19 protein-coding genes and 1 pseudogene are annotated in these 22,452 nt (G+C 39.6%); 16 read left to right on the top strand and 4 right to left on the bottom strand.

Going from position 1 to position 22,452, the window contains the following annotated elements; all coding sequences use genetic code 11:
* Positions 1-378 precede the first annotated feature (378 nt).
* The 7 genes from CFK40_RS15185 (at position 379) to CFK40_RS15155 (ending at position 7,791) form a co-directional block, all read left to right on the top strand.
* Positions 379-1,083 (top strand): FadR/GntR family transcriptional regulator, encoded by a 705-nt coding sequence (locus CFK40_RS15185; protein ID WP_089533262.1) that lies wholly within the window; start codon positions 379-381, stop codon positions 1,081-1,083.
* 17 nt (positions 1,084-1,100) lie between these two features.
* The gene (kdgD, locus tag CFK40_RS15180; protein WP_089533260.1) at positions 1,101-2,018 is read left to right on the top strand and encodes a 5-dehydro-4-deoxyglucarate dehydratase; all 918 of its coding nucleotides are present in this window, start codon (positions 1,101-1,103) and stop codon (positions 2,016-2,018) included.
* Positions 2,019-2,058: 40 nt separating this feature from the next.
* Positions 2,059-3,522 carry an alpha-ketoglutaric semialdehyde dehydrogenase GucD gene (gene gucD / locus CFK40_RS15175; protein WP_089533259.1) on the top strand — a complete coding sequence of 488 codons (1,464 nt, stop codon included), beginning with the start codon at positions 2,059-2,061 and terminating at the stop codon, positions 3,520-3,522.
* 68 nt (positions 3,523-3,590) lie between these two features.
* Positions 3,591-4,604, top strand: a complete 1,014-nt coding sequence (locus CFK40_RS15170; RefSeq protein WP_089533257.1) for a mannonate dehydratase — start codon at positions 3,591-3,593, stop codon at positions 4,602-4,604.
* 70 nt (positions 4,605-4,674) lie between these two features.
* A complete protein-coding gene (locus tag CFK40_RS15165; RefSeq protein ID WP_089533256.1) occupies positions 4,675-5,682 on the top strand; it encodes a tripartite tricarboxylate transporter substrate binding protein in 1,008 nt (335 codons plus the stop codon).
* A gap of 141 nt (positions 5,683-5,823) precedes the next feature.
* The gene (locus CFK40_RS15160; RefSeq protein WP_089533254.1) at positions 5,824-6,273 is read left to right on the top strand and encodes a tripartite tricarboxylate transporter TctB family protein; all 450 of its coding nucleotides are present in this window, start codon (positions 5,824-5,826) and stop codon (positions 6,271-6,273) included.
* Positions 6,274-6,285: 12 nt separating this feature from the next.
* The gene (locus CFK40_RS15155; protein WP_089533253.1) at positions 6,286-7,791 is read left to right on the top strand and encodes a tripartite tricarboxylate transporter permease; all 1,506 of its coding nucleotides are present in this window, start codon (positions 6,286-6,288) and stop codon (positions 7,789-7,791) included.
* Between the two features lie 32 nt (positions 7,792-7,823).
* Here the strand turns inward: CFK40_RS15155 and CFK40_RS15150 are convergent, their stop codons facing one another.
* Together CFK40_RS15150 and CFK40_RS15145 are read right to left on the bottom strand one after the other, a co-directional pair.
* The gene (locus CFK40_RS15150) at positions 7,824-8,717 is read right to left on the bottom strand and encodes a hypothetical protein (protein WP_089533251.1); all 894 of its coding nucleotides are present in this window, start codon (positions 8,715-8,717) and stop codon (positions 7,824-7,826) included.
* A gap of 237 nt (positions 8,718-8,954) precedes the next feature.
* Positions 8,955-9,629, bottom strand: coding sequence for a peptidylprolyl isomerase (locus CFK40_RS15145; RefSeq protein WP_089534413.1), 675 nt, complete (start codon positions 9,627-9,629; stop codon positions 8,955-8,957).
* Between the two features lie 230 nt (positions 9,630-9,859).
* On the opposite strand from CFK40_RS15145, the gene CFK40_RS21135 reads away from it, so the two are divergent.
* From CFK40_RS21135 to CFK40_RS15105, 8 genes are all read left to right on the top strand, one after another.
* On the top strand, positions 9,860-10,033 hold the full coding sequence (locus CFK40_RS21135; RefSeq protein WP_168927236.1) for a hypothetical protein: 174 nt from the start codon (positions 9,860-9,862) through the stop codon (positions 10,031-10,033).
* Positions 10,034-10,299: 266 nt separating this feature from the next.
* A complete protein-coding gene (locus CFK40_RS15140; protein ID WP_089533249.1) occupies positions 10,300-11,472 on the top strand; it encodes a hydroxymethylglutaryl-CoA synthase in 1,173 nt (390 codons plus the stop codon).
* A 133-nt stretch (positions 11,473-11,605) separates the two neighbouring features.
* Positions 11,606-11,806 carry a hypothetical protein gene (locus CFK40_RS15135; protein WP_089533248.1) on the top strand — a complete coding sequence of 67 codons (201 nt, stop codon included), beginning with the start codon at positions 11,606-11,608 and terminating at the stop codon, positions 11,804-11,806.
* Between the two features lie 504 nt (positions 11,807-12,310).
* Positions 12,311-15,712 (top strand): phosphodiester glycosidase family protein, encoded by a 3,402-nt coding sequence (locus CFK40_RS15130; RefSeq protein WP_089533246.1) that lies wholly within the window; start codon positions 12,311-12,313, stop codon positions 15,710-15,712.
* 487 nt (positions 15,713-16,199) lie between these two features.
* Positions 16,200-16,718, top strand: coding sequence for a tubby C-terminal domain-like protein (locus tag CFK40_RS15120; RefSeq protein ID WP_089533243.1), 519 nt, complete (start codon positions 16,200-16,202; stop codon positions 16,716-16,718).
* A 351-nt stretch (positions 16,719-17,069) separates the two neighbouring features.
* The gene (locus CFK40_RS15115; RefSeq protein ID WP_152640139.1) at positions 17,070-17,417 is read left to right on the top strand and encodes a Na-translocating system protein MpsC family protein; all 348 of its coding nucleotides are present in this window, start codon (positions 17,070-17,072) and stop codon (positions 17,415-17,417) included.
* Positions 17,418-17,695: 278 nt separating this feature from the next.
* On the top strand, positions 17,696-19,009 hold the full coding sequence (locus CFK40_RS15110) for an NCS2 family permease (protein WP_227001789.1): 1,314 nt from the start codon (positions 17,696-17,698) through the stop codon (positions 19,007-19,009).
* Between the two features lie 111 nt (positions 19,010-19,120).
* Positions 19,121-20,845: an adenine deaminase gene (locus CFK40_RS15105; RefSeq protein ID WP_161493882.1), complete on the top strand. Its 1,725-nt coding sequence runs from the start codon at positions 19,121-19,123 to the stop codon at positions 20,843-20,845.
* A gap of 291 nt (positions 20,846-21,136) precedes the next feature.
* Here the strand turns inward: CFK40_RS15105 and CFK40_RS15100 are convergent, their stop codons facing one another.
* Positions 21,137-21,331, bottom strand: a complete 195-nt coding sequence (locus CFK40_RS15100; protein WP_089534411.1) for a helix-turn-helix domain-containing protein — start codon at positions 21,329-21,331, stop codon at positions 21,137-21,139.
* A gap of 71 nt (positions 21,332-21,402) precedes the next feature.
* Positions 21,403-21,651: a hypothetical protein gene (locus CFK40_RS15095; RefSeq protein WP_089533238.1), complete on the bottom strand. Its 249-nt coding sequence runs from the start codon at positions 21,649-21,651 to the stop codon at positions 21,403-21,405.
* 376 nt (positions 21,652-22,027) lie between these two features.
* Between CFK40_RS15095 and CFK40_RS15090 the strand changes: the two are divergent.
* Positions 22,028-22,233 (top strand): annotated as a pseudogene (locus CFK40_RS15090) (helix-turn-helix transcriptional regulator).
* Positions 22,234-22,452 lie beyond the last annotated feature (219 nt).

Here is a 22,452-nt window from a genome sequence, read left to right as displayed (position 1 = left end):
TTGTTAAAGGTGAGGATGCAGAAAAAATTATGAAAAAAGCAATCAAGAATCAAAAAAAGATCATAAAAGTAAAAAAGTAAGTAAGAACTAAATGTGAATTTCAACTGACTTTTACTGAAAAAATAAAAAGGGTACCTAAACATAACACATGTTTAGGAACCCTTTTTATTATAACTAGTTTTTAATTTCAATGAAATAACATTCCATGAACCCATAGACAACCACCCGGATTACCACGTATTAGATGTTCATTCCCCCCACTACTAAAAGAATAAATCATCTCGTTTCAGCAGTATTTTTCCAAAACATTGACATAATTTAATTTGTCTTACAATAAAATAGATTTAAGTTCAAATTAAAAACAAAGGTGAAGATAAAATGAAAAATGATGTAGGGATTAAGTCCGTTAAAAGGAAAACTCTGTCAAAGCAAGTAGTGGAACAGATTGTTCAGTTATTAATGACTGGTCAGTTCAAATTGGGAGATAGGTTGCCCTCCGAACATGTTTTAATGGAACAACTACATGTTAGTAGGCCAGTTTTACGTGAGGCTTTAAGTTCGTTAGAAACGCTAGGAATAATTAATCGTAAAACGCGTGAAGGAACATTTATTTCTGAAAAAATTGGAAGTGAACCATTTTCGCTCATGCTTGCATTATCCGCTGGTGATTTGCCTGCGATTATGGAAGCGAGAATGTCTATTGAGTTAGGTCTAATCTCATTGGCAGCTAGGAAAATAAATGATGAACAACTAGCACAGTTGAAAGAAACCTTAGATGAAATTGAATTCGGAGACGGTGATTACTCCGAATATGATAAGGGATTTCATCGAATAATTGCTTATAGTGCTAATAATTCCATTTTAGAAGGCTTGGTTGATCCACTGTTGAATATGGTTGAGCAGATGATTAATCAAGTATCGCAAGGGGATAAAAATCGTGAAGTTACGCTCGAGCAACATAAATTGATTTACGAATCGTTAAAGAAACACGATGTTTTGGAAGCTTATACGAACATGTATCGACATCTTGAGTATGGGCGTAATAAGGTTAGTAGAATCATTAACCATTCTACCAATCTATAAACAGGGAGGATAAGTTCATGACAATAACTAGAAAAGCACCAACAGGTATTTTAGGGTTTCCAGTAGCTCCTTTTGACCAACAGGAAAATATTAATATGAAAGCATTGGAACAAAACATTGCATTTCTTATAGATGGTGGTGTGTCCTCTATATTTGTTGCCTGTGGGGCAGGTGAATTTCAGTCTTTAAACAAGTCGGAATATCGGACAATGGTAGAAGCAGCCGTTTCTGCTGTAGGTGGAAAGGTTCCTGTTTACACTGGTGTAGGTGGAAATATTTCAGACGCTGTAGAGTTAGCTCAAACATCCGCACAGCTTGGTGCTGATGGGTACTTAATCTTACCTCCATACCTAATCCATGGTGAACAAGAGGGACTTTTCAATTATTCAAAAACGATCATTGAAAGCACAAATCTTAATGCGATCGTTTATCATCGTGCCAATGCTCTCTTTACCTTAGATACCGTAAAACAATTAGTAGAATTCCCTCAAGTTGTTGGTTTTAAAGATGGTCATGGTGATATGGATTTTAACATTGAACTAACGCAAACAATCGGTGATCGGCTTGAATGGACTAATGGTATGCCACTTGCTGAGGTTACAATGCCAGCTTATCTTCCATTAGGTTTTAAAACTTATTCATCCGCAATATCAAACTATATACCACATGTTTCAAGAAGGTTTTTCCATGCACTGCTAGAGAATGATCAAAAAACTGTAAAGGAACTCTATCGGGACGTTATCTTGCCGATTAATACGATTAGGAAACAGAGAAAAGGATACGCTGTTTCATTAATTAAAGCCGGTATGGATGTTGTTGGATTGCCAGTAGGAAATACGGTAAGACCACCAATTATTCCTGTTGAAAAGGAACACTATAAACAACTGGAAGTCATTATCGAGAACACGCTAACGAAATACCCGAAACAAGGGTGAAAGTAATTTGTAAAACCATAGCTAATTGGAGGGAAAGTAAATGAGTGTGACAGTGAATAACAAAACAAGTCTGAATTTTCTTAATGGAAGGTGGATTCCATCGGTAACGGGTGAGATTCAGGAAAGTCGTAATCCTGCCAATTCTAATGAAATTGTAGGAACTGTTCAACGATCATCAGAAGTGGATCTGGACAATTCAGTTAAGGCGGCAAAAGAGGCATTAACTGCCTGGAAGAAACTTTCTGGACCTGAACGTGGACAGTATCTCTTTAAAGTAGCAAACATTTTAGAACAACGATTGGATGAAATCGGTGAATGTATGACAAAAGAGATGGGAAAAACCTTCCCAGAAGCCAAGGGTGAAACCAAACGGGCTGTGGATATCTTGCGGTATTTTGCTGGAGAGGGGATGCGTAAAAAGGGTGATGTTATCCCGTCTACTGATAATCAAGCTTTGATGTATACCACTCGTGTACCCTTAGGTGTTGTTGGTGTCATAACTCCTTGGAATTTTCCAGCAGCAATCCCTATTTGGAAAATAGCCCCGGCGCTGATTTATGGAAACACTGTGGTAATTAAGCCTGCTACCGAAGCAGCAGTTACGATGTCAAAAATTATCGCATGTTTTGATGAGGCTGGATTACCACCGGGTGTTATTAACATGGTTACGGGACCTGGATCTAAGGTAGGTCAAGCAATGATTGACCACCCTGATGTTAATGCGCTTACTTTTACTGGGTCTAATCAAACTGGAAAAAAAGTTGCACAGGGAGCTTTGGACCGCGGAGCTAAATACCAGTTGGAAATGGGAGGTAAAAACCCCGTTATTGTTTTAGATGATGCAGATCTTGATTTAGCAGTGGAGCAAACGATAAACGGGGGCCTCCGCTCAACCGGACAAAAGTGCACCGCAACAAGTAGGATAATCGTTCAGAGTGGAATATATGAACAGTTTAAGAACAAGCTTTTAGAAAAAATAAAGCGTATTAAAATTGGTGACGGAATGACAAATGAAGTTTGGATGGGACCATGTGCTAGTGAAAATCAATTAAACACGGTCATGTCATATATTCACAAAGGGTCTGAAGAGGGAGCCACACTTATTGCAGGGGGAAAAAGACTCCAGGATAACGAGTTTGCAGATGGTTATTATGTTGAACCAACAGTTTTTGAGAATGTTACATCCGATATGACGATCGCACAAGAGGAAATTTTTGGCCCTGTACTTGCTTTAATGAAAGCTGAAACAATTAAGGAAGCTTTGGACCTTGCTAACGATGTTAAATTTGGACTAAGTGCATCCATTTTCACTAGAAACATCGCAAATATGCTAACGTTTATCGACGATATGGAAGCAGGTCTAGTTCGAGTTAATGCTGAAAGTGCTGGTGTGGAATTACAGGCTCCCTTTGGCGGGATGAAACAATCAAGTTCCCATTCCAGAGAACAAGGGCAGGCAGCAATTGAATTTTTCACCTCGATAAAAACAGTCTTTGTAAAATAATAAAGGTACGTAATTAAAGTGTAGTAGATATAAGCGCAATACTAGAATCATAGGCGGGGGAGAATGGGATGATGAAAGTTTCGTTAACAGTAAACAACTTCGATTTGTCGGATATTGATTTAAAGCAGCTTAGCCAACTTGGCGTTGATTATCTTGACTTTGGGAATGGTGCTTCATTTCCTGGAGTGAAAGAACAGGGATACCCCGATCTCGATGCATTTTTAAAGCAAAAACGTAGAATTCGTTCCTGGGGGCTCGATATTAACCGTGTGACACTACCAGATATTACGGAACAATTTATGGATGGTTTACCAGGAAGTGAGGTGGAGGTGAAAAACAGCGTAAATGCGGTTAAAGTTTTTGGTGAAGCGGGGATCTCAATTGTTAGACAACGTTTTGCTTATGATACTTTTTCACATTTAACAACAGATTATCAGGCTATTCAAAGGGGAGGAGCAATATCACGTGGCGAAAGCCTTGTGTTCAATAAAGCCAAAAACCAGTCACCTACACTTGAAGAGTCGGAAAACTGGAGAGAGAAATTTCGCAAAGTATACGCAGAAATTGTACCTGTAGCTGAAGATTATCATGTAAAAATCGCAATGCACCCTTCTGATACACCTAATCATGGCACCCCACTTGGCGGTCTTGGCTTTCACCGTATAATAGATGAATTCCCAAATCGAAATGTCGGCTTTATTTATTGTGTTGGTACAAGAGCTGAAGAGGGTGGGAGTTCACTCGTACTAGATGAAATCAATCATTATGGAAGAAAAGATAAACTATTTCTTGTTCATTTCCGAAATGTTCGTGGCAGTTTGCCAACAGCTGGGGCATTTGAGGAAGCATTGCTCGATGATGGTGACATGAATATGTTCAAAATATTACTTGAACTTCGAAAAGTGGGGTATGACGGATGCTTAAATCCTGATCATGTACCTCTTATGGAAGGGGATGCACCAGATATGAATAAAAACTGGGCCAATTCCAATATTGGCTGGAAACCTTCCAGCATCGGATATTCCTATTCTATTGGTTATATAAAAGCACTCCTTGCTGCACTAACTGAATTTGAGGGCTAAAGTTTAATGATTCGTTTCATCTATATCTCCACATAATGCACAAATTGTTTTTAATGAGAGGATGGTTTAAATGAGAAAAATTTTTTCCTTTATTTTTATTGTTGTAATGGCAACGTTGGTGCTTGCGGGATGTTCAAGTAACAGTCAGAGTACATCTGGTGAGGCTGCGGATGAGCAAAATTCGTCGTCTGACTTCCCAAATAAGCCTATTAATATGATTGTAGCCTATTCAGCTGGCGGAGGAACAGATACGTCAGCACGTACATTGCAGCCTTTTCTTGAAGATGAACTGGGTGTCACAGTAAATGTCATCAATAAACCGGGTGGCGCTGGCTGGGTTGGATGGATGGAATTAGCCAATGCTAAGCCGGATGGATACACCATTGGTTATCTAAACTCACCAAATATTGCAAGTGGGTTAGTTAATCCGACTATGGAGCGTAGTATAGGATTGGGTGACTTTGTAACATTAGGAAATCAGGTTGCTGATCCGGGAGCAATTGCAATTCGGAAGGATGAAGACCGTTTTAAAAATTTCAAAGAATTGATAGCGTATGCAAAAAAGCATGAAGTAACGACTACGGCTACTGGTGTTGCGGGTGATAGTCATTTGATTACCCTAAAGTTAAACAAAATGCTTGGTACAAAATTTAGACCAGTTCAATTTGATAGTACAGCTAATTCAAGATCAGCATTTTTGGGTGGGCATGTGGATGTTCTTGTAACGAGTGTTGGTGAGGCCTATACATTACATGAGAACAAACAACTAAAAATGGTTGCCGTAACAGCTGAAGAAAGATCACCATTTGTACCAGATGTTCCCACTACAGAAGAGGCAGGATTTGAACCCGTCATTTCTATGTCAACTAGAGGGTTAGCAGCACCTAAAGGCCTTGACCCTGAAAAGGTAGAAATTCTTCGTGATGCTTTAGAAAAAGCAATTAAGAATGAAAAGCATGTAAAGAAAATGAAGGAGTTGGGAACGGCAGTTTTATATAAGTCGGGAGAAGAATATATGGAATTGTTACAAAAGGATTTAGAGTCAATCAAGGGATTAAAAGACTTGCTTGGATGGTAGGTTAAGTGATTCCCAGGTCACTAGAAAATGTGACCTGGGAACCAGTTAAATTATTATTGAAGTAATTAGTCATTATTTCATTTTTTCTCCTGATAGGTATGTCAAAAAGTGAATAATCAGTAAGACTAGGGAGGGGTAGAATTGTTAAAAAATTATGGGGTTTGGACAGGGGTATTTATTCTTTTATTTGCTTGTTTTACATTATGGATCTCCTTACCATTAAGCTACTATGGCCAGTATGGACCAGGGCCAGGGTTACTTCCGACTTGGTTGAGTGGTGCTCTTATTGTCCTTTCCATTTTATATATTATTTCATGCTTTAAGAAAGAAAATATAATTTTAATTAAAGATGCCATTCCTAGAGGGAAGGTTTTGGTAGGACTTGTAAAGATTATCGCGTCAATCGTGATATTCATTCTTCTATCACCATATACCGGTTTTTTTATAGCGAATATGGTTGTCATGCTTATGTTACTCATACCTGATGTCAAATGGTTTAGGTCATTATGGATGTCAATCTTAGTTACTTCAGTTTTATTTTTTACTTTTAATAATATGTTAAATATACCATTGCCAACATGGGGATGGTAGAGGAGGGGTGTAATGGATTCTTTTGGTTTGTTAATGTCGGGATTTGAAACAGCCCTTACTTGGGAAAATCTTTTATTTTGCTTAGTTGGAGTTTCGATTGGGATGTTAGTTGGAATCCTTCCTGGCCTCGGCCCAAGTGCGGGAACTGCACTTTTAATTCCTTTAACGTTTGGAATGGACCCAATAACAGCGATTGTTATGTTGGCCGGTATTTATTATGGTTCCATGTACGGTGGGACTATCACAACCGTGTTGGTAAACGTGCCTGGTGAAGCAGCTTCTGTAATTACCAGCCTTGATGGATATCCAATGGCAAAACAAGGACGAGCAGGTGTGGCACTTGGATTATCAGCTATAGGATCATTTATAGGTGGCGTTATCTCTATCGTTGGTGTAACGATTGTGGCTCCTCAATTGGTCAAATTTGCGCTAGCTTTTGGGCCACCGGAATTTTTTGCGCTTATTGTCTTTGGTATGACGATGGTCATGGGGCTAGCGGGTAAGTCGATTATTCGTGGAGCAATTGCCGTTGTTATAGGCTTGATTTTAGCGATGGTAGGAGTAGCCCCAAGTTCGGGGGTCGTTAGGTTTTCCTTTGAGTTTCCGGAACTGATTGACGGATTTAATTTTGTAACCATTGCCATGGGCCTATTCGGACTATCAGAAATACTTATAGGTATGGAACAACAGATGAAAAAACCGGTAAAGCCTCCGGTTGTAAAAGGATTATTTCCTACAAAAGAGGAATGGAAACCTTCACTTATGTCTATGGGAAGAGGAACTGGTTTAGGCTTTTTCATGGGACTGATTCCAGGAACTAGTTCAGTCGTGCCTGCACTTTTATCGTATTCTATGGAAAAGAAGATTGCAAAAGATCCATCCCGCTTTGGTAAAGGAGCAGTCGAAGGTGTTGCTGGCCCTGAAACGGCAAACAATTCCTTCACTGGTGGAGCCCTTATTCCGTTATTTTTATTAGGAATTCCAAGTTCTGCGACAATGGCAGTATTGTTGGGCGCTTTTATACTTCACGGTTTCCAACCAGGGCCAACTTTATTTGTCCGTCATCCTGACTTTGTATGGGCAGTAATTGCGAGCATGTTTATAGGAAATCTATTGTTGATATTTATGAACCTACCAATGGCAAAAACGTGGGCTAAAGTAGCACAAGTTCCATTCAAGTTATTATTCCCAATTATCATTGCTATCTCATTAGTAGGAACCTATTCAATCAGCAACAGTCTCTGGAATGTAGGTTGGTTAGTTGTATTTGGTTTGCTAGGTTACTTCTTTAAGAAAGCAGATATTCCGATTGCTCCCATTGCATTGATGTTTATTTTGGGTAATCTTATGGAACAATCACTATTACAATCGTTAACCTTATTTAATGGAAACTTTTTCGGAATCTTTACACGTCCAATTGCAGGAACCTTCTTAGTACTATCCATTTTAGTTATCACACTTAGTATATTCGCTGGATTAAAAAATAAGAAAAATAATTTAGTTGATGCTGAGTCTTAATGGGACAAAGGGACAGGTTTCTTGTCCCTCTCTTAATCCAATGTACCATTAATTGTTATCGTAATAGTACCCGTATTCAACATATTAACTAAGGAGCAATGATAATAGTAAGAAATAGATACCTGGTTATGGTGGTTTATATTTTCATATACGATTATCCGATTTGAAGTCGTCCTATCAGATCTAGTGTACCCTTGTTTAAGCCCAATCCAATGGTCGAAAGAAGGTCTTACAATTTTATCGAGCATATAAGCATCTACTTCATTTGATCTACCCAAGGTGTTAAGCTGTTCGATCATTTCCTTCTCATTAAGAATACCTATTCCGTGACCATAATAAAGGTTATCACCTAGGTAAACGGCATTTTCCCCCTGCCATTGAGGTTCAAGATTGTCAGGGTTATCAAAATAAACGACATCCCCTGGAATAGGATCCGTTGTTGTAACGATTTTCAAGCCTAGATCGGAGTCTGCCTCCCAGCTATACAAATATAATCTTGTAAAATAATTATTGAATGATTCAGCTCCAAGGTATTGAAGCGCTGCATAGTAGTATACAATGATCATAGCTGTCGCGCATTCAAACGCGTATTCGGACCCATTCTTATAAATATCACTGATTGCAACAGAAGGTTTTACCCCTTCCTTTAGACGAATACCACCTTGTTCCGTAACTGCCCAGTACCTATCATCAGCCCTTGTTTCCTCAAAAACAGCAAAGGTTACGTTGCTTTTGTTAAGCTTTTTTGCGGCTTCCATAATATGCTCTCTTATAAGGATCGTGTTCTCTAATTCTTTAAACGATAGAAAACGGTAAACTTTTGAACTTTTGTTTAGCTCCTCTAAGATTTTTATTCCTTTACTAGAAACCGAGACTTCATCAATCAACTCATCCCATTGTAAAGTCCTGCCTGAAACGTTTATCATTCTGTTCATCCCTCCTTAAAAGCCCTTACAACAGTGTATACAATTAGAATGAATCTGGTGATAGTTGACTAGGTACAGATTTAGATTTTTACTGGAGGAGGGGGGGATTGTAGAAAAAGAACAACTACCTAGAAATGTTATATTACATTCCAAGTAGTTGTCCTAAGTTGGTTCATTCACATTTTGAAAAAATCACATGTACATAGTCCCTGATACAGATGATCATAACGCTAACTATTATTTTATTACATCTGGCTCAGGATAGTCATGTCCTTTGGTGTCTACTTTTACAGTCTTCATACGTTGTTCTTCTAATGGTTTATCAGCAGCATCTCGTTCTACAGAAACGATTGCATCAACAACGTCCATTCCTTCTACTACTTTACCAAATGCGGCGTAGTCACCGTTAAGATTAGGGGACTCGTTTACCATGATAAAAAACTGTGATCCAGCTGAATCGGGATCTGAAGAGCGAGCCATCGAAATAACGCCGCGCTCATGTTTTAAGTCATTTTCAAAACCATTTGAACTAAACTCACCTTTAATCGAATACCCAGGTCCACCAGTACCACTACCTTCAGGATCGCCGCCTTGAATCATAAATTCAGGAATAACACGATGAAAAGTTAATCCGTCATAAAATCCCTTTTCAACTAACGAAATAAAGTTATTGACGGTGTTTGGAGCAATATCAGGATACAATTCAATTATAATCTCATCATTGTTTTCCATTGTAATTGTAACTATTGGATTTTCTTGCGCAGGCTTATCCTGATCACTAGTTTCTTTCGTTTGGCCCTCAGGTTTCTTCTTCTCTGTCTCATTATCTGATTGCGCCCCGCACCCTGCAAAAATAATAACAAATAACAGGCTACTAACTAGTAACAAAACTACTTTATATTTTGCTAACATCTTCATCCTAAACCTCCCTGAATTTTATAAATTCGATGTATATAGCATCTCATGTATCTAGGAACTATTGGAATAGGTATTATTAATCAAACTTGATCAAATAATAGCAATGTCTGAGACAAGATTGATTTTCTCTCCAATAGGATTTCGCTTTATTGCAAAAAAATAGTTTAAATGTGGTCCTTGTATTATAATAGGAATGAATGAAATAGTAGAGGAGACAACTGAAAATGTCTAACGAAAAGAAACTAAGTATGCAGGAAAAGGTTCAGCAACATTTAGAAAAGAAAAAACAAGCTCAGGCTACAAACAAAAATAAAACCAACATGAACAGCCCTATACAGCGCATGAATAGTCAACAAACAAAGAAGCCTAGTAATACGCGTCGTAAAATGGGTAGCTAATTGGAAGTGTAAGACAGATTGTCGATAAAAGTTACATTAATGTAATTTCATATGTATGCGGAGAATCTATTGTTGGCTTCTCTGCATTTTTTGTTTTCCGATTAAGTTGAAACTAATCAATTATCTAACGCTCCACTTCCTAACAAGTGCGTTTATAATACTATAGAGAATTCATAAGAATTTATTTCTCCTTTCATTTATAGTACACTTAAGATTACTCAATTTACAGTCGCTTTTAGATTGTTAGAAGCAAAGGAGAACAAATCGTGAAAATAGGAATTGATAAAATAGGTTTTTACATACCTCATTTATATGTGGATATGAACAAATTAGCGGTCAGCAGAAATGTGGAACCTGAAAAGTTTACGATCGGTATTGGACAAGAGAAGATGGCAGTACCACCGATCACGCAGGATCCGGTTACGTTAGCAGCAAATGCGGCACTTGAAATTTTAGATGAAAAAGATAAAAAAGAAATTGATTTTGTTATATTTGGAACAGAGTCTGGCATTGACAGCTCCAAATCGGCGGCGGTTTACGTTCATGATTTATTGGATATAAACCCATATGCCCGGGCCATTGAAGTGAAACAAGCCTGTTATGGAACGACTGCTGGTATTCAAATGGCAAAGGGTCATATTGCATTAAACCCTGAAAGCAAAGTATTGGTGCTCGGTTCCGACATTGCGAGATATGGTTTGAATACATCAGGAGAAGCAACACAGGGAGCAGGGGCAGTTGCATTAGTGATTAGTGCCAATCCTAGCATTTTGGAGTTAGAAGACCAAAGCGTATATTTCACCACGGATATTATGGATTTTTGGCGTCCAATCTATTCTGACAAAGCGTTTGTGGACGGGAAATTGTCGAATGAACAATACATTGCGTTCTTTTCCAAGGTATGGGAGCAATACAAAACGAAAACAGGTTTAGAGTTAAAAGATTTTGAAGCAATTTGTTATCACCTACCATATACAAAGATGGGGCTTAAAGCGTTACGAACTGTTTTGGATGAAGGTACCGAAGATGTGAAAGACCGGTTAATGGAAAACTACAAAATAAGTGCAAGGTATAACAGAAATGTTGGAAATATATATACGGGGTCACTGTATTTAAGTTTCCTTTCTCTACTTGCGCGAAAAGAGGATTTGGATGCCGATTCACGAATTGGACTATTCAGCTATGGTTCTGGAGCAGTAGGGGAGTTCTTTACTGGCTTACTACAAGCCGATTACCGGGAACATTTACACGTTGAAAATCATATCAAATTATTCTCCGCAAGAAAGGAAATTACTGTTGCTGAATATGAGGAGATTTTCCAGGAAACACTTCCAACTGATGGCTCAACCATCGAACTGGATATCGATAACGACCCGGCAACCATTTGTTTAGCAGGTATGGCTGATAATAAGCGTCAATATGTAAATAAGACGAAATAGAATTATTGTGGAAACTCTGGAGGAGATGTATCCTTCCAGAGTTTTTTTTTGTTGGGAATGAATTCGGGTGGGTAAGGCAATCAGGATAACATCTTTTTCACTGAGAATATTACGTGTGATGGAGGTGACATATATGGCAGATGAAAAGAAGAAAACTAAGAAAAATGTAACTGTTGAACTTGGTGGTATGGGTTTGTATGGAACAACAGGAAATGTAGAAGTTGAAGGTTATACCATGTCGGGTGATATTGAAAATGCTGGGCAGCTTGACAAAGGATTTGATAAAAAGAAAAAGAATATGGGGGCCAAAGCTTCTTTGGAGGATTCTCCGTAAATTAGTGCGGGGGACACCGACTTCTGTTTAGACAAGGAGTCAAAAGCTCCTTGTCTATTATCTGATTATAAACAAATGTTGAAGAAGCAAAATCTCGCATAAATCTTTTTAATATAAGTATGTTTCCTGATATGGAAAATAAGTCAATTACATTCTAATAAGCTACAATTATTTATTGGAAATATAACAGTAACATTGCACTAGCTATTTTTTGAGTATTAATAACTATTTCAGTTTTTGGAATATTTAAGTATAATTATAATAATTAAATCTATTACTAAATATATCATTAAATAGAATTCTTTTTTAATTCATCTTTACCAGATAATACCTTGATTAAAACCGATTTCAACAGAATTATACAAAATATTACAAAACATTTATATTCACTTCATATTCCTATGGTAGAGTGTTTAGTGAACAAATAGGAGGGAGGATTTGCGTTTCTACAGGTGATTATGGGGAGAATTTTAATCAAACTATCTAAACGGAAGGGGAATTGTAATGAATCAAAAATGGTGGATACGAAGTTTACTGGTTTTTATCATAACTTTGGCATCAATCGTTCCTGCTGTACATGCAGATACGGTGTCCAATCCTGTATCTGATGTCCGATCATCATCTGATCATACAGAGCCTGAGATAACTGTCGGTTCGGATGGGAAAACAATTGTTTCTAAGGAAGAGACCACAACGATAGGTCCGGGGATCGAACTGACAACGTTCGAACGTTTTGATGCCCGCGGCTGGATAAACGGAGAAATCTTAACAGTGGATCTAGCAAATGATCAAAGTTCAACGGATCTGCTTTTTCCAGGTAAAATCTCTGATGCGATGCCAGTGTCTGAAATGGTCGAGTCAGCTGGTGCTATCGGCGGTGTTAACGGAGACTTTTTTGATATTAATCGTACAGATGCACCGCTCGGAACAGCCATTAAAGGCGGTACGCTATTAAAAGGCCCACAAGGTTCGCACACGTTGACAGCTGGAGTGGATGAGCAGGGTGTCGGAAAAATTACGAATATTTTCTTGGAAGGAAACGTAACACTACCAACCGGTAAATATCCGCTAGCAGCCCTTAACCAATATGCCATTCCAGTAAACGGAATTGGTCTATACACCTCTGTATGGGGAGAAGCACAGCGTTCAACAAGCGGGAATGATGTGTATGAAGTGACTGTCCATAATGGCAAGGTGTCGTCTGTCGCTGATGGTGCTGGGAAAGGTGAAATTGAGAAAAATACAATGGTGCTTGTAGGCCGTGAACAGGGGGCTGATAGATTAAGAGATCTTTCAGTTGGCGATGATGTCACGGTTGATTACGCACCGGCAGTCGATGGGGATTCGTTGATGGATTTTGCGGTCGGCGGGAATGTCATTTTGGCTAAAGATGGACAAGTTCCTGGTGGGTTGGATGACAGTACGACTGCACCGCGGACGTCTGTCGGATTTTCTGAGGATGGAAAAACGATGATCCTCGTTGCAATTGATGGCCGTCAATTGGACAGCCGGGGAATGACCTATAAAGAACTGGCAGAATTTATGAAGGAACACGGCGCCTATTCAGCTTTGAATATTGATGGCGGAGGTTCTACCACAATGGTGGCTCGTAAAGCAGGCAAGGAAGATGCCGAAGTGGTCAATGCCCCCTCTGACGGAGAAGAGCGGAAAGTACCAAATGGGATCGGTATTTTTGCAGAGGCCGGGAGTGGTGATTTGACAGGGTTTTCAGTTGAAACGCCAATTGACGCTGAAAACAGTGACCATGTTTTTCCCGGATTAAGCAGAACGTTTGTCGGGCTAGGGCATGACGAAAACTATTCACCGGTGGACGTTGACGGCATTTCCTGGCAGGCCATACCATCTAAGGTCGGGTCTTTTGATAAGGATGGTATTTTTCACGCGGAAAAATCCGGATCCGCTGTAGCACAGGCAAAAATTAAGTCTAAAAAAGGAACAATGCCACTGACCGTCCTTGGCGAGTTGAACCAGATTGAGGCGACAACATCACATCTCGTGCTTGAAATGGGCAGGAAAAGCACTTTTTCCGTGACCGGTTACGATAAATACGGGTATTCTGCTCCAATTGAGCCACGGGATATCGAATTAGGCTATGATGAATCGGTTATTTCAATTGAAAAAAACCAGGATGGAAGTTTTACCGTACAGCCAAAACGGGACGGGTCGGCAACGGTTATTACCATCCAGGTGCTGGATCATGACATACAGGTTCCTGCGACAGTCGGCCTGTCAACTGAAGAAGTGTCCAATTTTGAGGACATATCTGGATGGAATTCTACCAGCTATCCATCCAGTGTCGGAGCATCACTAGAACTTGTTGAAGGAAAAAATGGAAACGGTCTTCAACTGAACTATGACTTTACGACAACGACGGCAACGCGTGCCGCTTACCTGCAGGCCTCACCGCTGCTCGAGCTTCCTGGTGAGGTCCAAAAAATTGGTTTATGGGTCAAGGGTGATGGTAATGGTGCCTGGCTGCGCGCTGTTATTGAAGATGATTCCGGTACCAGATATACACTGAGTTTAGCGGATGAAGTGGACTGGACAGGTTGGAAACACATCGAAACAACGTTGCCGGAGGGGATTCAATATCCGGTCAAATTATGGCGTATCTATCCGGTAGAAACGAATGGCGATGAACAATATACCGGACAGCTGATAGTTGATGATCTGACAGTAGAGGTTCCACCATCTGTCGAGATACCTGAACAGGAAGCGGCTAAGCCGGATTCATTAGTGATCCAAAATGATACAATCAGCGAGGACCGCTGGAAATTTGCTGTTCTAGCAGACAGTCAGTTTACAGCAGACTCACCTAACAGCCGTGCGGCGGAAATGGCTCGTGAATCACTACGTCAAATTGTCCAGGAGAATCCTGATTTTCTAGTCATAAATGGTGATCTTGTTGATTCAGGATGGGAAGAGGATTTTGAGTATGCCAAACAAGTCTTGGAAGAAGAAGTTGGAGATGAAATACCTATCTATTACATTCCGGGGAATCATGAAATTGCTGGGCCAGGAACACTGGATAATTTCATGGAAGCGTTTGGGGAAAACCGTTATAGCTTTGATCATGAAGGAACACGGTTTATTTTGCTAGATTCGTCAACAGGCAGTTTCAGGACAAGTGATTTTGATCAATTGATTGAACTGAAAGAAGCGCTGCATGAAGCGAAGTCAGATCCCGGCATCAATAATGTTGTTGTTTTCGGCCATCATCCGACGAGGGATCCGCTGCCAACTGACAATAGTCAGCTCCAGGATCGTAAAGAAGCTGACTTGATCGAGAACTGGCTCACCGAATTCCGCGAAGATTCGAAAGGAAAAGGAGCCATCTATGTCAGTGGTCATGCTCATACAGTGAATATAGATCGCGTGGAGGGAGTGCCATATATGGTTGTCGGTTCTTCCGGAAAAGCTCCATATGGATCACCTGATGAAGGTGGATTCTATGCCTGGACGCTTTTCGGAGTAGATCCGACACCAGTACCTGACAAAGCACATGGTCCGGAGCGTGCTTCAAAGAACAGCGGTGTCTACGGTCGGGAATGGATCGAAGCAGAGGTCCGACCGATATTAGAGTCGATTACACTTAACGCACCAGAAACAATCAATGCCGGTGAAACGATAAAGATTAACGCAACAGGTCATCAGGCCGGCAATTTAGACTTCCCGCTTCGCTATCCGGCATCTGTCACATGGGAAGGAAGCGATAATGTCTTTATCGGTACGGGAACTGAACTCGAACGCGCTAAAAAGTCAGGGCAGTATGCAGCAATTTTCAATACATCAACCAAAGAAATGACAGCTCTTATTGCTGATGATATCAAGCTAATCGTTTCAGCCAATAATGTGGAGGCAGACCAGACAATCACTATTCAATAACGATTAAAAAAAGGAGCCAGTAACCCGGCTACAGGCTGTCGAGAAATAATTTGATGGGCTATTCAAATCCTAAATATGATAAATTAGTTAATGAAACTGATCAACATTAGCTCAAGAAAATATAGCACGCTATCAAAATTTCTTAGAAGCTGAGAAAATTCTATTTGAAGAGGCTATAGCACCTATTTATCAAAGTTCCAGAGCGCAACTGGTTTCTCCAAAAATAGAAGGTGTCCATGTGAACCCATTTGGAGCAACGTATGAATATAAATGGGCAAATGTTGGTTCGAAATAATCAATTACGAGTATGATAGAAACTAATATCGCAAAAAAAGCATATTTTAGATGAAGGCTCTTAGTTACAAGGGCCTTCTTTTTTAATACTGTACTTTCGATAAAATGCACTATTTCATCCTTGATTTTGGAACTATTTACTAGCCATATCGTATGTAAACTTGTTGATTATAATTTTGAAAGGATGTTAAGTATGTATGAATATCGATTTTTTAACACATTGTCTACAAAGCCTGCAACGATTTATGATGAAAATGAAACTGTTATAGGAACGGTTACCAAAACATATATCAAACCGGTACATAAACTATTCGATTTGTTGTTAAAAGGTCGTGTCTTTGTCAATTACGAGGTGAAAGATAGTAAGGCACAAATAATTTTTAAATCCAAAAAGGACCCTAATCTATTCAAAAGAAAGCAGTATCACCTAAATTATTATGGAGGAAAAAACGAGTCTTACATTCATTTGATCGATAAGAAATCATTCGATATAGGTGAACAAACCTCATTTGAGTATAAAGGGGGAACATATGAATTGAAAAAATCGGTAGGGGGCTGGGCACAATTAAAAAAAGATGATTACTTGATTGCCGAATGGAAGAGTTCGTTAAAGGTACCATTTAAAGCATATTTTAGATTAATAGATAAGACCTTTAAAGAAGATGAATTACTTTTTCTTGGTCTGTTTCATACATATTTACATGCATCATAAGGTTGTTACTGAAGTCTGTAATAAAGGGTAGAATATATTTACATAATATTTAATTTTGTTATCTTGAATTATATCAGATACGTGAGCCCTCGTTTGGATAGAAAACATACTACAATCTTTGTTTTCTTTTATAAGGTTTTCACACATGGGCATGGGATTGGTCACAATAGGATAAAAATAAAAGAGAGAGCAAAGATAGTGAAAAGGTTAAATAATAGAACTCAGTATGTATGGTCTTTTTCAAACAACTAACTAGAATTTCTTGTTGTAAAATTCAATTTTTCCCGATATAATATAGATGTAAAGCTATTATAGTTTTTTAAAAATTTGATTGAAGTGAAGAGTGATATTGTGTACTTGGCAGATTCTAGTGACAATAAGAAGCAGCTGTACCGTATTTATAATGAGGTCTCGAAGGAATTAGTAGGTGTGGGTACTATTTCGCTAAACGTTGATATTGCAAACGATCTAATTACCTTTCGATCCAAACATAGGTCTGCACATCGCTCAACATTATTGGAAAAAGAGGTTCCTAATCTTAAGCAGGAGGTAGACATTCAGTTGTCAAACATGTTTAAGGTCATGATAAAGAAAAAGTTAGAAAAAGATTTGGATTTAGAAGTTGAAGCGATATTAAGAGATTATGATTCACGAACTCAATTGGCCTTCACCAATGTAGTTTTAGCTAATAAAAAATAAATGATCTCTTCTTTTGATCCATCTTAAGAGGTGATATACATATATAAGCAGGTGACACGGCTTTTTGTTTACAAAGAAAAGTGCTCTTGTTAGGCGATTATCGTCTACCAAGAGCGCTTTTCTTTTTTATATAATTTAACTTACATAAGGAGGATGTTATGTGAAAAACTTACTTGTAGGACGTAAGGTGTCGATTTTTATCCAGGTTGAAGAGAAACATGATCTTACTGCTTTTTTTCATTATTATTAGAAAATAAAACGATAAGGAGGTGCACTTTTTGAAAACAAATTTCTTTGAACGTTTATTCGGACTTTCCTCTAATAACACAAACGTACGCACAGAAATAGTGGCCGGGATGACCACGTTTGTGACCATGGTCTATCTGTTGGTAGTAGTGCCCGGGATACTTGAAGAAGCGGGAATCCCAGTAGGTCCGGTGACCGTTAGCGTTATCCTTTTGACAGGTTTAACGACTATCATCATGGGCCTTTACAGTAATCGGCCGTTCGCGTTGGCACCGGGGCTCGGATCTGTGGCCTTTCTTGCCGTGACACTAGTTGCAACAGAAGGTATTGCCTGGCAAACGGCAATGGGGATGGTATTCATCTCTGGAATCCTCTTTCTTTTGTTCACGATTTTTGGTTTGAGGGAGCTTATAGTACGACTTGTCCCGTCTGCGATAAAGTTGTCGATCGGAGCTGGGGTTGGACTTTTTATTGCACTGATCGGATTCAGAAATGCAGGGTTGGTAGTTGCAAGCGAAGAGGCTAACTCTCTCACCCTAGGAGACATCGGATCATCGGGGGCAGTCTTGGCACTCATAGGTTTCCTGATTATGAGCGTATTGCTGGCGAGAAATATTAAGGGCCACCTTCTAATAGGTATCGCCGTCACTACTTTAATTGGTATACCAATGGGGATCACGGAAATTCCAAACTCGATTTTTTCTCTGCCACAAAGTATCGGCCCTGTATTTATGGAGTTAGATATTATGGGTGCATTGCAATTTGCTTATTTCCCGTTTATTCTGGCGTTTTTTGTACCTGATTTTTTCTCGACATTAGGGACTATACTTGGGGTTGCGGGGAAGGGAGGCATGCTTGATAAAGATGGCAATTTGCCTCAAATCAATAAGCCTTTTCTAGTTGACGCTGGGGGCACGACGTGGGGATCTTTGTTTTCCGTACCGGTTATGACTACTTACGTGGAGTCGGCTGCCGGTGTGGAGGCAGGTGGCCGCACAGGACTGACCGCCGTAACGACTGGGGTGATGTTCCTTCTAACTCTTTTTGTCACACCTGTGATCATGATCATTCCAGCAGAAGCGACAGCTCCGGCTCTCATTCTTGTTGGTCTTACGATGCTTTCGTCTATCCAGAAGGTGAACTTCAGCGATACGACTGAATCACTACCGGCGTTCATCACTATTGCTTTCACCATTTTCACCTTTAACTTCGGTAATGGAATCGCAGCGGGAATTATTACGTATGTACTAGTCAAGAGCCTCTCTGGTCGCCACAAAGAGGTACATCCAGGGCTCTACATCTTGATTCTTCCACTTCTCTATTATTTTGTGACATTAGCTGAGTAGTGAAAACGAGAGTAAAAAAATAAAGGATTTACACGAAAATGCTGAAAGGGGTTCATATATATGCATAGCAAACGCGGGCAAATCGTTGCCGCTTCAAGAGGAGATATACCTATGGATCTAGTGGTCCGTGGGGCACAGCTTGTTAACGTTTTTACAGCAGAGATATACCCAGCAGACATTGGAATTAAAGAAGGTCGCTTTGCCGCTATTGTCCGTTACAAGAATGGTAAACCAGAGTATAAAATCGAGGGTGACAAGGAGGTGCAAGCTGAAGGATTATATGCTACGCCAGGCTACATCGATGCACATGTCCACATCGAAAGCACCATGGTTCCGCCCGATATGTTTGCACGGGCTTTACTCCGTAACGGGACCACAACCGCGGTGATCGACCCGCACGAGATAGCCAACGTGATGGGGGCAGAAGGGGTGAAGTACATGGTGGAAGCCAGTCGAGGACTCCCCGTTCAATTCCTGACTACCATTCCTTCCTGTGTGCCTGCCGTGCCAGGGCTTGAGACTGCAGGAGCCGAATTTCATGCCGAAGATATTGCCAAGTTGATCGGCCTTCCAGGCGTAGTAGGCGTGGCAGAATTGATGGACTATCCTGGGGTGATTAACCAGCATTCAAGGATGGCCGGCATCGTACAGACCGGTTTGGATCATCAAGTGCTTAACGAAGGCCACGCACCTAGAGTTACAGGTCGTCAGTTGCAAGCGTATCTCGCAGCTGGGGTAAACTCAGATCACGAAAGTCGCGATCATGAGGAATTTCTAGAAAAGTTGAGAGCTGGAATGATGGTCTACATTCGGGAATCAAGTGTTAGTAAGTTTGCTGATGTGGCCGCGAAAGCTTGGGAAATAGTTCCGCATGCCATGAATATCGCGATGTGCACGGATGATATTGAGCCACATGATATGCTTAAGAACGGTCAGATGAATAGGGTGATTCGTCGTACAATCGAAGAAGGTGTCCCAGCACCGCTCGCTATTCGCTATGCAACACTTGGCGGTGCCTTACGTTATGGGCTACGAGATCAAGGGGCTATCGCTGCAGGCTACTCCGCAGACTTGGTCCTCGTCGAATCACTTGAAACCATGCGAGTACGTGACGTGTACGTGAAAGGGGAGCAGATGATCTCAAACGGGGAGCCGACTATAGAGACTAAAAGTTCCACGCCCCCACTGCTCAAAAACACAGTTCATTTACCAGAGTTATGCGAGGACGACTTTGTGATACATGTCCCAGTAGAAAGCGGCAAGGCGAATCTTACAACCATCGAGGTTACGAATGCCGGTACAACGATTCAAAGCACGGTAGAGGTTGAAGTGGAAAATGGAGAAGTTAAGGCGTTACCTCCAGATCATATTTTCGTCTCCGTGACAGGTCGACATGGCCAAGGTAGAAAGCCATTCGTAGGTGTTCTGAAGGGAGCTGGTTTATCAAGGGGGGCTTACGGTACTACCGTCGCCCATGACAGTCACAATCTAGTCGTGGCCGGAACCAATGCGGCCGATATGCTGCTCGCAGCCCGCAATTTGGCCGATTGGGGAGGAGGTCTATGCCTTACGCGGAACAGAGAGGTTCTTGCCAAGGTAGAGCTCCCCATTGCCGGACTTATGGCCCCAGAACCTATAGAGGAACTAGGTCCAAAAGTCGAAGCTTTTAATAAAATAGCTACCGATATGGGGATATCTGTCGGTAGAAGATCACCAGCGATGGCTCTTTCTTCACTGACTCTCACAGTAATACCGAGTATCAGAATTAGCGATCTGGGTCTCGTTGATGTTGAAAAGCAGCAAATGATACCACTATATAATGAAATGAAAGGCTAAATCCTGTATTTGAATACTAGAATCCAGTTAATAAGCTCGCTTTGTCAAGTGGGCTTACTAACTTTATGAAATCAAGCATTACTAGGCATACATTCGAAAAGCATCTCTAATTTGGATGGGTCTTTTTTGAGTCTCGCTAACTCGAGTTCTTGCTGCAGTTGTATCAATGTTTTCATCATCAGAGACTAAATAAATCTATTTTGAAATAACAAAACTCCGCACAGAGCTCTAGCAGAGTTTTAGAAATCTCAAAAGGGTGCTTCGTAAGGTCGATTCAACTTTTACGTTAATTTATTCCTCATTCTTTTCTTCATTTACATATTCAATTAAATCACCGGGTTGGCAATTTAATGCTTTGCATAAGGCATCAAGTGTAGAAAAGCGTATTGCTTTTTCTTTTTCATTTTTTAATATCGATAGATTAGAAGGGGTAATGTCTATTAATTCAGAAAGGTTATTTAAAGACATTTTACGTTTTGCCATCATTACATCTAAGTTTATTCTTATCACCTATTATTCTCCTAGTTTATATTGATAACTATTCAAATACGATTTACTTAAATCGTATTTTTGTTTTCCTCTACTGCATGAACGGCTCTTTTTAAAGCTAAGGAAAAAATGATTAGTACAAAACCAGCACTTAGAACATCAATGAATCGGAAATTATAATATGACATTTGTGCATTAACAAGCTGTAACCGAGCAAGAGCCTTGGATAATAAAAGACCGTCTAAATAAGAGGATAGCGTTCCTGCAATCAAGATAGTAAATCCCATTTTTAATAAGATTGAAATATTTTCATGCATGAGCAAACTATCCTTATGAATTTTACTAAAAGTTTCCGCATGAACCATAGAAACAAAGTAATTACTAAAAATGTAGATGCATTTGCTGCTAGTGACAATAATATGAATGATTTGTTGCTATAAAGATCAGGTTGTTGGTGGAAGTTTAAATTAACAAAGGTATATATTGGTTCAAATCCTCCAAGATATTTGGTGAAATTGCTTTCCGGTTTCCAGATCATCATTGAATCTATGAAGACAAGAAAAATGCCGCCTATAGCAAAAAAAAAAAATAGAACTAAGCTTAGTTTGGATAAAATTTTAAATGACATTTTATTAAGGTGTTTTATAATAAAAAATGTAAAAAGGTTTTTACATTTTAAAAGATGTGATTGTTTTGAAAAACAACATCAGATTAATTAGAAAAGAAATGAAAATATCTCAAGAAGAACTTGCCGCAAGGTGTAGTGTTTCCAGACAAACCATCAACGCTATTGAGAATGATAAATATGATCCTACCTTGGCGTGGCATTTAAATTATCAAAAAAACTTAACACGACAGTAGATAAACTATTTATTACTGGGGAGAAAAAGCCAAAATGAAAAACTAGAGGATGAAGAGCAATCGTAATCTGAAGGGGGTGAACAGAATGGATAGAACAAAAATAATTATGTTAATTTTATCTATTACTAATTAGTGAAACTGTAAAAAATCCTAACCGTAAGTTATAAATGAAGGTATAATTCTAAAGAAGATTATCCTAAATTAAATAAATGAATTCTTGTTCAAGCATGGGATGCTGTTCAATTACATTCAAAGGA

The sequence above is a fragment of the Virgibacillus necropolis genome (assembly GCF_002224365.1).
GTDB classification, from domain to species: domain Bacteria; phylum Bacillota; class Bacilli; order Bacillales; family Amphibacillaceae; genus Virgibacillus_F; species Virgibacillus_F necropolis.
This window is presented reverse-complemented; position numbering and strand designations above follow the sequence as displayed.

Coding starts and splice junctions, on each gene's coding strand:
- CFK40_RS15170 (WP_089533257.1), top strand. CDS start 3,591: ATGATGAAAGTTTCGTTAACAGTAAACAACTTCGATTTGTCGGATATT.
- CFK40_RS15095 (WP_089533238.1), bottom strand. CDS start 21,651: ATGCATGAAAATATTTCAATCTTATTAAAAATGGGATTTACTATCTTG.
- CFK40_RS15130 (WP_089533246.1), top strand. CDS start 12,311: ATGAATCAAAAATGGTGGATACGAAGTTTACTGGTTTTTATCATAACT.
- CFK40_RS15120 (WP_089533243.1), top strand. CDS start 16,200: ATGTATGAATATCGATTTTTTAACACATTGTCTACAAAGCCTGCAACG.
- CFK40_RS15100 (WP_089534411.1), bottom strand. CDS start 21,331: ATGATGGCAAAACGTAAAATGTCTTTAAATAACCTTTCTGAATTAATA.
- CFK40_RS15145 (WP_089534413.1), bottom strand. CDS start 9,629: ATGTTAGCAAAATATAAAGTAGTTTTGTTACTAGTTAGTAGCCTGTTA.
- gucD (WP_089533259.1), top strand. CDS start 2,059: ATGAGTGTGACAGTGAATAACAAAACAAGTCTGAATTTTCTTAATGGA.
- CFK40_RS15135 (WP_089533248.1), top strand. CDS start 11,606: ATGGCAGATGAAAAGAAGAAAACTAAGAAAAATGTAACTGTTGAACTT.
- CFK40_RS15150 (WP_089533251.1), bottom strand. CDS start 8,717: ATGATAAACGTTTCAGGCAGGACTTTACAATGGGATGAGTTGATTGAT.
- CFK40_RS15185 (WP_089533262.1), top strand. CDS start 379: ATGAAAAATGATGTAGGGATTAAGTCCGTTAAAAGGAAAACTCTGTCA.
- CFK40_RS15155 (WP_089533253.1), top strand. CDS start 6,286: ATGGATTCTTTTGGTTTGTTAATGTCGGGATTTGAAACAGCCCTTACT.
- kdgD (WP_089533260.1), top strand. CDS start 1,101: ATGACAATAACTAGAAAAGCACCAACAGGTATTTTAGGGTTTCCAGTA.
- CFK40_RS15165 (WP_089533256.1), top strand. CDS start 4,675: ATGAGAAAAATTTTTTCCTTTATTTTTATTGTTGTAATGGCAACGTTG.
- CFK40_RS15105 (WP_161493882.1), top strand. CDS start 19,121: ATGGATCTAGTGGTCCGTGGGGCACAGCTTGTTAACGTTTTTACAGCA.
- CFK40_RS21135 (WP_168927236.1), top strand. CDS start 9,860: ATGTCTAACGAAAAGAAACTAAGTATGCAGGAAAAGGTTCAGCAACAT.